11 protein-coding genes are annotated in these 13,005 nt (G+C 69.5%); 2 read left to right on the forward strand and 9 right to left on the reverse strand.

Annotated elements, in window-relative coordinates; all coding sequences use genetic code 11:
- The first annotated feature begins 15 nt into the window (after positions 1–15).
- Positions 16–573: a C40 family peptidase gene (locus tag AC07SQ_RS12345; RefSeq protein ID WP_495271053.1), complete on the forward strand. Its 558-nt coding sequence runs from the start codon at positions 16–18 to the stop codon at positions 571–573.
- Between the two features lie 22 nt (positions 574–595).
- Here the strand turns inward: AC07SQ_RS12345 and AC07SQ_RS12350 are convergent, their stop codons facing one another.
- The 9 genes from AC07SQ_RS12350 to AC07SQ_RS12390 all read right to left on the reverse strand — a co-directional run bounded on the left by AC07SQ_RS12350 (position 596) and on the right by AC07SQ_RS12390 (position 10,689).
- On the reverse strand, positions 596–1,888 hold the full coding sequence (locus AC07SQ_RS12350) for an FAD-dependent oxidoreductase (protein WP_495271052.1): 1,293 nt from the start codon (positions 1,886–1,888) through the stop codon (positions 596–598).
- A gap of 106 nt (positions 1,889–1,994) precedes the next feature.
- Positions 1,995–3,365 carry a DUF5666 domain-containing protein gene (locus tag AC07SQ_RS12355; RefSeq protein WP_495271051.1) on the reverse strand — a complete coding sequence of 457 codons (1,371 nt, stop codon included), beginning with the start codon at positions 3,363–3,365 and terminating at the stop codon, positions 1,995–1,997.
- Positions 3,362–4,204, reverse strand: coding sequence for a DUF6502 family protein (locus AC07SQ_RS12360; protein ID WP_307586434.1), 843 nt, complete (start codon positions 4,202–4,204; stop codon positions 3,362–3,364). Before AC07SQ_RS12360 ends, AC07SQ_RS12355 begins: the two co-directional genes overlap by 4 nt.
- 119 nt (positions 4,205–4,323) lie before the next feature.
- Positions 4,324–4,848, reverse strand: a complete 525-nt coding sequence (locus tag AC07SQ_RS12365) for a GspH/FimT family pseudopilin (RefSeq protein ID WP_495276260.1) — start codon at positions 4,846–4,848, stop codon at positions 4,324–4,326.
- Between the two features lie 16 nt (positions 4,849–4,864).
- Positions 4,865–7,966 carry a pilus assembly protein gene (locus tag AC07SQ_RS12370; RefSeq protein ID WP_495271049.1) on the reverse strand — a complete coding sequence of 1,034 codons (3,102 nt, stop codon included), beginning with the start codon at positions 7,964–7,966 and terminating at the stop codon, positions 4,865–4,867.
- 26 nt (positions 7,967–7,992) lie between these two features.
- Positions 7,993–8,610, reverse strand: coding sequence for a pilus assembly PilX family protein (locus tag AC07SQ_RS12375; RefSeq protein WP_495271048.1), 618 nt, complete (start codon positions 8,608–8,610; stop codon positions 7,993–7,995).
- Positions 8,607–9,737 (reverse strand): PilW family protein, encoded by a 1,131-nt coding sequence (locus AC07SQ_RS12380; RefSeq protein WP_095744135.1) that lies wholly within the window; start codon positions 9,735–9,737, stop codon positions 8,607–8,609. Before AC07SQ_RS12380 ends, AC07SQ_RS12375 begins: the two co-directional genes overlap by 4 nt.
- The gene (pilV, locus tag AC07SQ_RS12385; protein ID WP_495313008.1) at positions 9,734–10,288 is read right to left on the reverse strand and encodes a type IV pilus modification protein PilV; all 555 of its coding nucleotides are present in this window, start codon (positions 10,286–10,288) and stop codon (positions 9,734–9,736) included. Before pilV ends, AC07SQ_RS12380 begins: the two co-directional genes overlap by 4 nt.
- Positions 10,282–10,689, reverse strand: a complete 408-nt coding sequence (locus AC07SQ_RS12390; protein WP_354343251.1) for a type IV pilin protein — start codon at positions 10,687–10,689, stop codon at positions 10,282–10,284. Before AC07SQ_RS12390 ends, pilV begins: the two co-directional genes overlap by 7 nt.
- A 230-nt stretch (positions 10,690–10,919) precedes the next feature.
- Between AC07SQ_RS12390 and AC07SQ_RS12395 the strand changes: the two genes are divergently transcribed.
- Positions 10,920–12,992, forward strand: coding sequence for a carbon starvation CstA family protein (locus tag AC07SQ_RS12395; RefSeq protein WP_307637248.1), 2,073 nt, complete (start codon positions 10,920–10,922; stop codon positions 12,990–12,992).
- Positions 12,993–13,005 lie beyond the last annotated feature (13 nt).

Genomic DNA, 13,005 nt, shown 5'->3' on the forward strand with positions numbered 1-13,005 from the left:
GACCGGCCTGCGCCCATGCTCGACACACCATTGCCGACGCCTCCTCATTTCCCCGCATCGCTGTCGCTGCTGCAGCAGCGGCTCCTGTTCCGACTGATCCCCGCCGTCACCGCCTGCCTCCTGGCCGTCGGCTGCGCGAGCCCGCCGTCGACGCGTGCGCCCGGTGGTTCGGTTCCGAGCAGCAACATCCCGCCGTTGACGTCGGAGCAGTCGAACAGCATCACGATCCATGCGCTGGGGCTGGTCGGCACGCCGTACCGCTATGGCGGCAACTCGCCCGAGGGCGGGTTCGATTGCAGCGGGCTCATCGGCTACGTGTACCGACACAGCGTGGGGCAGGTGCCGCCGCGCACGGTGTCGCGCATGGCGGGCTTCGGTCGGCCGGTGCCGATGTCGGAGCTTCGCTCGGGCGATCTGGTGTTGTTCGGCTCGGCGTCGCCGACGCATGCGGGCATCTATGTGGGCGACGGGCGTTTCGTGCACGCGCCGTCCACGGGCGGCGAGGTGCGGCTCGACCGGCTCGACGGCGTGTACTGGTCGCGCCAGCCGACGCAGGCGCGCCGGCCCGGCTGATCCGGCGAACCCGGCTCGCGCGTTACGCGCGCGGCGACCGCACGTGTTCCGGCCGCACGCCGATGCCCACGGCGCGCGCGGGCAGGGTGCGCAGCCACGGCCAGCGCCCCAGCAGGCGCAAGGCCCAGGGCATGGGGCGGGGCGCGGTCGATGCAGCCGCCTTGCGGCTGAGCACGGGCATCAGCACGCGGTCCTGCACGAGGCGCTGCGCGGCCTGCGTGACGCGCACGGGCCATTCGCGGCGGCGCTGCAGCTGGGGCAGCAGGTTGTCGATTTCCTTGTCGGTGGCGCTGCCGGCCAGTGAGGCGGCCAGCAGGTTGGCGGCGGCCACGGCGTCCTGCACGGCGAGGTTGATGCCGACACCGCCCACGGGCGACATGGCGTGCGCGGCGTCGCCGATGCACAGCAGGCCGGGGCACGACCACGATTCGAGCCGGTCGACGCTCACTGCGAGCAGCTTCACGGCCTCCCAGTCGGGCAGGGCCTCGGGCAGGCGCGTGGCAAAGAAGGGCGCGATGCGCGCGATCTCGGCATGGAAGGCGGCAATGCCGCGCGACTGCAGTTCGGCGCTGCCGCCCTTGCGGATGACGAAGGCGCACTGCCAGTAGTCGCCGCGGTTGAGCGTCACCAGGAGGTGGCCCGCGGCGATGTGGCCGCCGGTGGCTTCGGGGTCACCGGGGCGCTTGGGAAGGCGCATCCACAGCACGTCGATGGGCGCGCCGTAGCTGATGTGCGGCAGCGCCGCCGCGTCGCGCAGGGTGGAGTGGCGGCCGTCGGCGGCCACGATGAGGGAGGCGTGCAACTCGATGTCCTTCGGGCCGCCGCTGTCGGGGCGCCGGGCGCCGACGCGCACTTTCACGCCGTTGACGCGGCCCTTGTCCTGCAGCAGACCGATGGCCTCGGCGTCGGTCCACAGCTCGAAGCCGGGGTAGCGCCGCGCCTCGTCGCACATGAAGTCCAGGAACTCCCACTGCGGCATGAGCACCAGGAAGCGGGCGTGCGTGGGCAGCCGCCTGAAGTCGGCAATGGTCACGCCGCGGCCTTCGTAGGTGCCGCGCAGCTCTTCGATGCGGTTGTGCGGGCGTTGCAGGAAGGCGTCGAGCAGGCCGAGTTCGTGCAGCACTTCGAGGGTGGAGGGGTGCACGGTGTCGCCCCGGAAGTCGCGCAGGAAGTCGAGGTGTTTCTCGAGCACGACAACGGGCACGCCCGCGCGCGCAAGCAGCAGGCCCAGCACCATGCCGGCCGGGCCGCCGCCGGCGATGCAGCAGCGGGGCGACGTGGTGGGAGCGGGCGCAGAGGTGGTGTGGGTGTCCATGGCTCCGATCGATCCGGTCGCGCCATGGGTGGCGTGGCCTGTGGGGTGCGCGGTGCGCGCACCCTCGGTGCACGCACTGCGCGGCCGGACCGCCGGGGCCCGGACCTCAGGGCTGCATGAAGCTCACGCTCTGGGCGATGAGCACGCCGTCGACCACGCGGTCGCCGACGACGGTCACGCGCTTGCCGTTGCCCAGGTCGGTGGCGGTGCCGTTTTCGAAGATGGTACCGGAGCCGCTGGCATCCACGCGCTGGCCGCGCACGGTGAAGTCGGCGGCCGACACGTAACCGCCGATGGCGCCGATCACGGTGAACGACACCGGACCGCCGGTGCCGGGCACGTGGCGGATGCGCAGTTTCTTGACCACGAGCACCTGGCCCGAGAGGAAACCGTCGACCTCGACCTTCACGCCGTTGCCGATGGAGCCGCTCGGCCCGCCGGTGATCTGGGCGTTGCGCGCGTCGATCTTGTTGCCCAGCACGCGGAAGTCGCCCAGCGCGGCGAAGTCGGTGACCACGCCGGCCAGCTGCAGCGCGATGCCGTCGGCCGAGGGAATGGCGTACCAGCCCTGCACCTGGGTGGCGGTGAAGCGGCCGGCGGCCGGCGCCGCCGTGCCGCGCACGCGGACGATGGCGCCGTTGGCCAGGCTTGCGGCGTCGATGCCGGGGCCGAAGGCCGCGCCGCCGAAGTCGATGGTCAGCAGGCCGAGGGTGAACTGCTGGCCGCCGCGGTCGAGGTTCTGCACGGTGCCGGTCACCAGCGGGGCGGTGGTGGTGGGCGCCACCTGCACGCGCGTGGCGCGCAGGATGCCCGGCGCGGCGGGCAGGCCCCACACCTGCACCACGGCGGTGTCGACGAGGTCGGTGGCGCCCTTGGCGTCGCCCCAGACGGTGGCGTTGTCGGTGGTCACGCGGGTGCCCATGACGGTGAAGCTGCCGTCCTTCAGGTCGATGGCCGACACGGCGCCGCGCAGCTCGGCGGCCGAGACGACGGTGGCGGCGATGCCGCTGGTGAAGTTGGCGTCGACCTTGCCGGCGATGCGCGCGCTCATGCCGATCTGCAGCTCGGTGGTGTCCTCGAGGCTGAAGGTGGCGCTGTCGGTGTTGTAGCGCAGGCCGTTGAGGATCACGCTGCCCAGGCCGTCGGCCGCGCCGATGCCGGCGGCGTCGGCGGTCACCCCGGTGCCGCCGGAGCCCACGCCCGAGCCGTCGCCGTTGGTGTTGCCGGCGGTGCTGTCGCCGCCGCCGGTGCTTCCGGTGCTGCCGTTGCCCGTGCCGCTGCCGGAGCCGGCGTCACCCGAGCCGCCGTCGCCGCCCCCACCGCCGTTGCCGGTGGCCGTGGTGCCGGCGGTGCTGAAGCCCGGCGTGCCGCCGCCTCCACCGCCACCGCCGCCTCCCCCGCAGGACAGAAGCAGGGCCATGGCGCCGGCCATCAGCAGGCCGCGCACGAGTCGCAAGGAGAGGGGAGGCGTGTTCATCGGGGGGACTCGTTGTGCTGGGGCGCGCCGGGGGGGGGCGCGCCTTCTTCGTCTTCGTAATACGTGTAGATGCCGACGCGGATGCGCGCCTTCGCGGTGGCCTCGGGGGGCACGCGGTCGACGGCTTCGGTCATCTCGCGGGCCAGCTCGTGGTGCAGGCCGGCCCAGCGTTCGCGCACGAGGCGTTCGATGGCCGTGCAGTCGGCCAGCGTGAGCCCGCGCGCGTACACGGCGCGCTCGAGCATGCGGGGCGTCTCGCCCAGGGTGTTGGAGACGGCGGCCAGCAGGTGGTCGCGGCCGTTGTCGCCCAGGAAGGCGAGCATCGACTGCAGGTCTTCCACCGGCACGAAGCCGTCGGCCGTGAGTTCGGCGCTGCCGTCGCTCTCGGCCACCATCTGCAGGCGCACCAGCTCGTCGAGGATGGTGCGGTGGTGCACGTTGCCCCGGCTGGCCAGGCGGGCCACGCGCTCGAACGACGGCCCGTCACCCTCGGTGACGACGGGAAGGCGGCGCAGGGTGTCGTCGTCGGTGGTCATCTGTAACCACAACGTAAAAGTCTTGGCAGCCGCTGACAGCTCGGTGTGGGGCAGCGGGTCAACGGTGGCGCGGACCTTGGCGGTGACGACCTTGCGGTTCAGCCCGGTGGTGACCGAAATCTGGCTGAGGTTGGGTTTGGTCACGCCCTGGGCGCGCCAGGTGCGCTGGGCTTCCTCGATGAGCAGGTCGCGCAGCAGGGCTTCGAGGTGCGGGTGCTTGACGCCCATGCCCAGCGCCAGCCGGACCACGGGCCTGAGGATGCGAGCGCAGGCGGCAAGGGCCCAGTCCAGCCGGTGTTCCATGAATGCGGGAGCGTTGTTCCTGGTGAAGGTCGTCAAGGCAAGAGAGGCGGGACCGGCGCCCGGGCTTGCCACAGGGCCCTATTGTCGTTCGTCCGGCGGACCCCCTCGGCCGGCCCGGGTCAGGTCGCGGCGCAGGTGCCGCCGCTGGACCGGGTGACGGTGGTGCGTCCCGTGGCGCTGATGCTCACGGCGCGCGACTGGTCGGCGCTCGGGGTGGCGCGGCAGATGGTGATGCGGCTCTGGCCGGCGCCCAGGCCGGTGGCCTGGAACACGACGGCACTGGCGCCGCCGGCCTCGCGCAGTCGGTAGCCGCTGGCGGCCGCGGGCTCGACGCGCAGCACCTGCGTGTCGCTGCGCACGATCCAGCCGGCTTCCCATTGCCCGTTGGTGCTGCAGCTGGTGCCGTTGGCCGAGGCGCACAGGGTGACGGGGGCGTTGCGCTTGATGGCCTCGCTGCGCGCCAGCTGGCTGCCCGCGACCAGCGCGGTGCTGTAGCTGCTCAGGCGGGTGGACAGCCGGATGCCGTCGAACGAGGGCACGGCAATGGCGATCAGCACCACCAGCACGGCCAGCGTGACCATCAGCTCGATGAGCGTGAAGCCGCGCGGCCGGGGGCGGGCCTGCCTGGGGTGGTGGTTGCGCATGCGCGGGTGCACGGCGTTACTTCTGGATGAACCAGTAGACCCGGCCCTTGGGCTGCTTGAAGGCGGCCTTGGGCGCGGTGCCCTTGGGGCTGAGGAAGGAATTGGGACTGGCGCCGATCACCACGTCGCGGATGCTGCCGTTGTCGAGTTCGACCCGGCCCACGACTGGCGTGGGCGCGAGGCCGCCGCCCACCACGTTCTGGAAGCGTCCGAGGGGGCTCTGGGCCGCGGCGTTGACGTACGAGACGTTGTAGACCCGTGCGGTGCCCAGGTCGGCCTTGCACGTCAGCGTGTTGGGGACGGTGGGCGTGTGGGTGTTGAAGGTGGTGACGCCATAGGCGGTCACCGAGCCGGTCACGACCTGCTCGCCGGCAGCGAGGGCGAGGTACCAACCCTTCTTGGTCGCAAGGTCCGCGGACGTCGGGTCGTCGGTCGTGGTGATGGCCTGCAGCGAGGCATGGCACAGCAGCTCGTTGCTGGTGCCGGTGCCGCAGCGGGTGAGGACGGCCTCGCTGCTCAGCCAGTTGTCGTCGGTGGGCTTGTCCACCAGCATGTAGAAGCGATTGGCCACGCTGAGGGCCGAGGTGTAGCGGCGCAGCGGCTTCTCGCGGTCGCCCGAACCCAGCAGCACGACGTAGGAGCCGGTGTCCTCCAGCACGTCGGGGCCGAACATGAACTTGCGGTTGGGCGTGCAGGTGGTCACGGTGTCGCAGCCGAGCGAGGCGATCTTCTTTAATTCCCAGGCGGACGGTGCTGCGGTGCCGATCTTGATGCGGTAGACGTTGCCGCCCAGGTCGGCGGCGTAGGCGATCTTGGCGACGCCGAGCGCGTCGGTGACCACCGTCACTTCGCCGACCACCGGGCGTTCCGTGGTGAACACCTTGCGTTGCGCGCCGGTATCGGCGTCGAGCACATAGATCCGGTTGCCCTTCACGCCGCTGCCGCAGGCCTGGGTGGCGCTGTTGGTGTCGACGTCTTCGCACTTGTCGTAGCCGCCGCCGAAGATCAGCAGCGGCGAGTTGCCCGACGCGTAGCCGCTGGCCTTCAGCACCTTCGGTGCCGACCAGGTCTGGCCGATGCCTTCGAAGTCGCTGTCGCAGTCGGTGTCATTGGACTGGTTGGGGCAGCCGCGGCGCCATTTCAGGGAGGGCGCAGCCGGGTCGGACACGTTGAAAGCGTACATCTGCCGGCCACCGCGGCGCATGCTGGCAAACAGCCAGGCCGTGTTGCCCTGGCGGTAGGCGGACACCGCGCCGTCCATGCCGTAGGCCTTGGGGGCCACAGTGGTGCCGGTGGGCACGGGCATGCCGGGGAAATCGATGCGGACGTTGTTGTCGTACAGCCGCTTCAAGCTGCCATAGAACTCGGGCGGAACAAAAGACCACAGCTCGGCGCCCGCGGCAGCCGTGCCGATGGCTCTGCTGCGGTTGCCGTTGATGGCTCGCAGCGCGCCGTCGTTGCCGCCGTAGAACACCACCACCTGGGGCGCCGTGGCGGTTCCGTAGTCGATGGCGACCGGCCGTGAATGAACCACGTCGCCATGCACGGAGGGACGCATGCCGCCGGTGGTGACCAGCGTGCCATCGGCCCGGGCCCTGTCATCGCCCTTGTTGTCGAGGCCGCGCACCCAGTCGATCAGCTTGTCGCGGTCGGCATCCACGGCGACGCCCAGGTCGCCCTTGGTGATGGCGCTGTTGCCGGTGGAGAAGTTCGTGAGTGTGCTGCAGCCGGTTGCGGCGCAGGTTTTCATGTTGCGGCTGGCCACGGTCAGGCTGCGCAGCATGTAGCCCTGCGCACCTTTTTCCACCACATCGCCGTCGGGGCTGTCGGACAGCTTGTTCTGACCCAGGCAGCCGCCCGAGGGACGGTCCGCGGGCAGGAGGAAATCCCAGTAACTGCCCCCGCTCCCCTTCGCGGGTGTCCAGAAGCTCTGGGCGCAGGGGTCCACGAAACCGGTGTTGTTGTTGATCGCGTTGCCGTCGACGGCATCCTGCAGGAGAAGTTGGCCGCCGCTGTCCAGTCCCAGTTTGTATTGCTTGAGGTTGCCGTACCAGCGCGGGCGCGCGCTGCGATCGGGGCGGAACATGCCGACGAACACCTGGTTCAGGTAGGTGCCCTGCGTGTTCACGCTCACGGGCAGGCTCACCGAGGAAAAGACGCTGTTGACCGCCTGGATCTTGCTGAAGATCTTGGCGAGCGCATCGATGAGCGCAGTATTGAGATTGGTGCTGCCGGACAGGTCGAAGTACTCACCGTCGGACCTGTCGGCCATGCTCCGGAGCAACGCCGTCCAGCCCGGGCCTTGGCCGCCGGTCGCGCGGACGGCCTCGATGGTGTAGACCTTCACGCGCATGCTGTCCCTCAGGAAGCGTGCCCATTCGTCGGCGGGGTTGTCTTGCGAGCCGCTGACGCCCAGCACGATGGGGGTCGTGTCGCCACCGGCCGCGCGCAGGGCCTCGGTCGAGATCTGGATGTCGTTGGTGTTGTCCTGCGCCGCGCCGTTGCTGATGTAGATGATGAAGGTGCCGGTGCAGTTCTCGGTGCTCGGCGGGATGTAGCGGGCGCCGTTGAACGAACTGAGCGCGTTGCCCGCCAGCGCATAGATCTGGTTGGACGCGGCGGTCCCGCGTGTATTGCCCAGATAGTCGGCCTTGAGCTTGTTGTTCCCGGCGATCGGCGCGCCGCCGGACAGGTAGCGGTAGACCTCCGCCATCGTCTTGCCGGCCTTGCCGCCGTTGGACTTGTCGGCGGTCTTGTCCAGGCTGGCGAGCATGCTGGTGTACGTGATCTTGGTGTCGCCGTCCAGCGTGCGCACGGCGGCGCGCACGTAGCCGCCGTCCGAGTTGGAGTTGCCGCCACCGGTCTCCGTGAACATCATCAGGCCGATCTTGAACTGGTTGGGGTCAAGGCTCCTGAAGGCCGTCTTGAGCGCGTCGAGTTCGGCTTCGAAAGGCTGGTTCCAGTTGGCCGTGTTGTCCAGCACGAACAGCACGTTGGGCATCTGCCCGGCCGCCTGGTTGTATTCCACGAAGAGATCGATGTCCTCCGCCTGCGCAGCCTGCATCGGCAACGCAAGCAGCACGGCGGCCCACAGCGTGGTGAGTAGTTTCCTTGTCATGGCGGGGACCCGTTCATCGTCGTGGTTCAAGAGGCGGCCGGCGCGGGTTCGGCTGGCGCGACCGGCGGCGGCGCGCACAGCGCTTCGAACTGCGCCTTGTTGAGCAGCGCCCGCACGCCCTGGCGCACGGAGGTCGAGATGCCGGTGGCGCCGGGGGTGGTGTCGGTCACGGTGGTACTGATGTCCCACACGGCGTTGTACTGGTCGGGCAGGGCCGCAAGCCCGGAGCCGCTGCTGGACGCGCCGCCCGTGATGCCGCCCGGGCCCGTGCTGCCGCCGCCGCTGCTGTCGACGGCCTTGGTGGCGCGCACGCACACGGGCGGGGCAATGGTGACCTTGTAGTCGTCCACGCCGTCGTTGTTGATGTCGACCATGCTCACGGTGCCCTGCGGCGGCGCGAGCGACGGGGTGCCGTCGCTGCCGGGCACCAGCAGGCTGGCCGCGACCTCCTCGATCGCGCGGTTGGCGGCGGCCACGGCTTCGTTGCGGGTCTGCAGGTTGCCCACGGCCTTGAGGTTGGCGCCGCTGAGGTTGAAGGCGGCGGTGACCACGAGCGTGATCAGCAGCAGCATGATCATCCCGATGATCAGGGCGGCGCCGCGCTGGGTCTGGGTGGAGCGGCCGGCGTGCACGCGTGGCTTCATGGCGTTTCCCTCCGGCCGGTGACGTTGGTCAGGCGCACGGTGGTCGCGAACGCGTGCCGCTTGTAGTGGTCGTTGAACGGCGCGAGCGTCGCAGCGCCCATCTGGTACCTGCGCGTGTCGGTGTGGCCCGGCGAGATGGTGGTGGCGCGCGCGAGCACATACAGCTTCACGGCCACCGCGTTGACCAGCTGGTCGGCGGTGCAGGTCGCGCCGCAGTGCACGAAGGCGCCGTCGGGGCTGCCGTCGCCGCGGTTGGACGGGGTGGACTTGTTCGCCGGATCGGCCCAGGCGATGGCCTGGGTGTAGTTGACGGCGGCGCCGGTCTTGCTCAGCGTGTCCAGGCCGAGCTCGACGCGAAAGCCCTCGACGCCTTCGATCAGCGCCGTGGGCGGCTGCTGCGCGAGCGTGCCGCCCACCAGGTCGAAGCGCGAGCGTGCCAGCGTGGGAATTCCGTCGTTTTCGGCCTCGGCGTAGTCGCGCACGTAGTAGATGTCGGCCACCAGCTTGCGCTTGGGCGAGGCGCTGGTGCAGTCCTTGAGGAACATCTGGTCGAAGGCGCCGGTCGAGAGGTCGAACGACGAGGGCTTTTGCGTGCCGCACAGCGACGACTGGAAGTACATCGCGCCGGCCACGTCGGCGTCGCAATGGGGCGTGCCGGGCAGGCAGGTTTCGGCATGGCGCACCACGAGGATGTCGGTGCCGGTCTTGTGGTGCGTCAGCAGATCGGTGCAGGTGGCCGGCACGCTGCTGTAGACCTGCACGGGCAGGTCGAGCAGCTGGCGCTTGTAGTCCTCGGTCCAGTTCGCCGCCGAGTAGGCCAGGCACGGGTCGGGCACGTTGCCGGTGGGCACGTGCGTGGGCGCGGCGCTGACCGTGAGGTCGTCGAACTCGGGCATGTAGTTTTCCCAGAAGCCCGCGTGCGAGATCTCGTTCTCGAGCACGAAGATGCTCAGGCGTCCGGTTTCGATCTGGCGGTTGACGCGTTCCATCTCGCGCTGGGAGCCGCTCACGTTGAGGAACAGCGTGAGCAGCGCGGCCATCACGATGAGCATGATGGTGATGGCCACCATCAGCTCGATCAGCGTCAGCCCGCGCTGGGCGCGGCGTGCGGTGGGGCGCGGGTTCATGAGAGCGATCCGATGCGCACGAGCGTGGTCACGGTGCGGCGGCACAGGTCGTTGATGCACTTGGTGCCGGTGTCGTAGAGGTCCTTGCCGCAGGCCACGCCGGCCGGCGGCGCCGAGATCGGCCCCAGGCCCTGCCAGGCGACCGTCACGAGGTACTCGTTGTTGCCCATGTCTTCCACGCAGCCGCGCCCGCCGATCACGGTGCCCAACTTGTCGTTGCCCGAGAACTCGGCGGCGCCCTGCAGCGCGTTGCACCACTCCTTGGCGTCGATCTGCTGGCGCGTGCCGGTGCCGGTGGGGCAGGCATCGGTGCCACCCAGCGGTGCGCTGGTGGCGTAGCTGGCCGCCACGCGGCGGTTGATGGCGATGCGGTTGGCCATGTCGTTGAGCAGGATCAGCGCCTGCGAGCGCTGGTACGACTCCATCTCGGAGGCCTGCAGCCGGGCCTGCAGCCCTACGAGGCCGAACAGGCCGAAGGCCAGCACGAGCAGGGTGACCAGCACTTCGATCAGCGTGGCGCCGCGCTGGCGCTGCAAGGCGGGGCTCACCATTTGTTGGGCGGCGTCTTCACGCCTTCGCTGGTGAGCCCGAGGTTGCCGTCGCCCACCTGGCTGCCGATCGGCGTGAAGGTGATCGTGAAGGCGGGCGGGAGGCCGGCTTCCTGCAGCGTGACCTCGTAGCTGTAGTTGCTGCTGACTTCGGCGGGCAGGCTGTAGCCGCTGGCGGTCAGCGCCGTCGTGTTCGCGTAGCTGCGGTTGGCAATGAGGAACTGCTGCTGCCGGTTGGCGATGTCCATCATCTGCGCCTGGGCCGCCGAGCGCTTCGATCGCACGATGTACTGCCGGTAACTGGGCAGCGCGATCGACGCCAGGATGGCCACGATGACCACCGTGATCATGACCTCGATCAATGTGAAGCCGCCGCTTGTGCGCGCCTGCGAATGCTGGGTCATCGTGGACTTGTCAGAGATGTTTCACATTGTTAGTGAATGTGAATTTATCACATCTAATGTGAGCGCAACGGTTTTGCGGCGCTTCTGATGGCTGTCGGGCGGAGGCGATTTGGGCGCGGATAGGGGTTATCCATTAGGCAATTCCACCCGGCCAGCCCGCGCAGTCCGACGGATGCGGCCCGGCGGCGGGCGGGGAACACTCGCCCGGTTCATATCGAGGAGACATCCGCATGCCCAACATTCGCCGCCATCTGGTGTGGCTGGCCGTGGCCGTGCTCGGCGCTTTTGCGCTGGGCACCGTGGCCCTGAGCCGGGGAGAGAGCATCAACGCCCTGTGGGTCGTGACCGCCGCGCTCTGCACCTACCTGATCGCCTACCGCTACTACAGCCTGTTCATCGCCGACAAGGTGCTGGGGCTGGATGCCAACCGCAAGACGCCCGCGCACCGCCACAACGACGGCCTGGACTACGTGCCGACCGACAAGAACGTGCTGTTCGGCCACCACTTCGCGGCCATTGCGGGCGCCGGCCCGCTGGTGGGCCCGGTGCTCGCCGCGCAGATGGGCTACCTGCCCGGTTTGCTGTGGGTGCTGGCGGGCGTGGTGTTCGCGGGGGCGGTGCAGGACTTCATCATCCTGTTCATCTCCACGCGCCGCGACGGCCGCTCGCTGGGCGACCTGGTCAAGCAGGAGATGGGCGTGGTGCCCGGCATGATCGCGCTGTTCGGCACCTTCATGATCATGATCATCATCCTGGCGGTGCTGGCCCTGATCGTGGTGAAGGCGCTGGCCGAATCGCCGTGGGGCAGCTTCACGGTGGCCGCGACGATTCCGGTGGCGCTGTTCATGGGCGTGTACCTGCGCTACATCCGCCCGGGCCGCATCGGCGAGGTGTCGGTGATCGGCTTCGTGCTGCTCATGGCGGCCATCTTCGGCGGACAGTGGGTCAGCCAGCACCCGGTGTGGGGCCCGGCCTTCACCTTCGACGGCAAGGCGCTCACCTGGATGCTCGTGGGCTACGGCTTCGTGGCCGCCAGCCTGCCGGTGTGGCTGCTGCTGGCGCCGCGCGACTACCTGTCGACCTTCCTGAAGATCGGCACCATCATCGCGCTGGCGATTGGCATCGTGGTCGTGATGCCCACGCTGCAGATGCCCGCGATCACGCAGTTCGCGCAAGGCAACGGCCCGGTGTGGTCGGGCAGCCTGTTCCCGTTCCTGTTCATCACCATCGCCTGCGGCGCCGTCTCGGGCTTCCACGCGCTGATCTCTTCGGGCACCACGCCCAAGATGCTCGACAACGAGCGCCACGCGCGCTTCATCGGCTACGGCGGCATGCTGGCCGAATCGTTCGTCGCCGTGATGGCGCTGGTGGCGGCCTCGTGCATCGAGCCGGGCATCTACTTCGCGATGAACAGCCCGGGCGCGCTGGTCGGCACCACGGTGCAACAGGCCGCCGCCACCATTTCGGGCTGGGGCTTCGTCGTCACGCCCGAGATGCTGCTGCAGACGGCCAAGGACGTGGGCGAGACCACCATCCTCGGGCGCACCGGCGGCGCGCCGACGCTGGCCGTGGGCATGGCCCACATCCTTCACCAGGTAATCGGCGGGCAGGCCATGATGGCCTTCTGGTACCACTTCGCGATCCTGTTCGAGGCGCTCTTCATCCTCACGGCGGTGGACGCCGGCACGCGCGCCGGCCGCTTCATGCTGCAGGACCTGCTGGGCAGCTTCGTGCCCGCGCTCAAGCGCACCGACTCGCTGCCGGCCAACCTGATCGCCACCGCGCTGTGCGTGGCGGCCTGGGGCTACTTCCTGTACCAGGGCGTCGTCGATCCGCTGGGCGGCATCAACACGCTGTGGCCGCTGTTCGGCATCTCCAACCAGATGCTGGCCGCGGTGGCGCTGATGCTGGGCGTGGTCGTGCTGTTCCGCATGAAGCGCGAGCGCTACGCCTGGGTGGCGGCGGCGCCCGCCGTGTGGCTGCTGGCCTGCACGCTGACGGCGGGCTGGCAGAAGATCTTCTCGAGCGATCCGAAGATCGGCTTCCTGTCGCACGCGGCCAAGTACGCCGACGGCCTGGCCAACGGCGTGCTGATCGCGCCGGCCAAGACGCCCGAAGCCATGTCGCGCATCGTCTTCAACGACCGGCTCGACGCGGCGCTGTGCGCGCTCTTCATCTTCGTGGTGCTGAGCGTGCTGGTCTACAGCATCAAGGCCTGCCTGGCCGCTCGCGCGGCCCACCGGCCGACCACGCAGGAGACGCCGTTCGAGGCGATGGGCGCGGCCTCGTCCGCTGCCCACTGAACGAACGCAAGAA

It is taken from the genome of Variovorax sp. GW821-FHT06D12, from assembly GCF_059419205.1.

Bases quoted from the DNA above. Each gene is read 5' to 3' on its own strand.
- AC07SQ_RS12345 (WP_495271053.1), top strand. From the start codon at position 16: ATGCTCGACACACCATTGCCGACGCCTCCTCATTTCCCCGCATCGCTG.
- AC07SQ_RS12350 (WP_495271052.1), bottom strand. From the start codon at position 1,888: ATGGACACCCACACCACCTCTGCGCCCGCTCCCACCACGTCGCCCCGC.
- AC07SQ_RS12355 (WP_495271051.1), bottom strand. From the start codon at position 3,365: ATGAACACGCCTCCCCTCTCCTTGCGACTCGTGCGCGGCCTGCTGATG.
- AC07SQ_RS12360 (WP_307586434.1), bottom strand. From the start codon at position 4,204: ATGGAACACCGGCTGGACTGGGCCCTTGCCGCCTGCGCTCGCATCCTC.
- AC07SQ_RS12365 (WP_495276260.1), bottom strand. From the start codon at position 4,848: ATGCGCAACCACCACCCCAGGCAGGCCCGCCCCCGGCCGCGCGGCTTC.
- AC07SQ_RS12370 (WP_495271049.1), bottom strand. From the start codon at position 7,966: ATGACAAGGAAACTACTCACCACGCTGTGGGCCGCCGTGCTGCTTGCG.
- AC07SQ_RS12375 (WP_495271048.1), bottom strand. From the start codon at position 8,610: ATGAAGCCACGCGTGCACGCCGGCCGCTCCACCCAGACCCAGCGCGGC.
- AC07SQ_RS12380 (WP_095744135.1), bottom strand. From the start codon at position 9,737: ATGAACCCGCGCCCCACCGCACGCCGCGCCCAGCGCGGGCTGACGCTG.
- pilV (WP_495313008.1), bottom strand. From the start codon at position 10,288: ATGGTGAGCCCCGCCTTGCAGCGCCAGCGCGGCGCCACGCTGATCGAA.
- AC07SQ_RS12390 (WP_354343251.1), bottom strand. From the start codon at position 10,689: ATGACCCAGCATTCGCAGGCGCGCACAAGCGGCGGCTTCACATTGATC.
- AC07SQ_RS12395 (WP_307637248.1), top strand. From the start codon at position 10,920: ATGCCCAACATTCGCCGCCATCTGGTGTGGCTGGCCGTGGCCGTGCTC.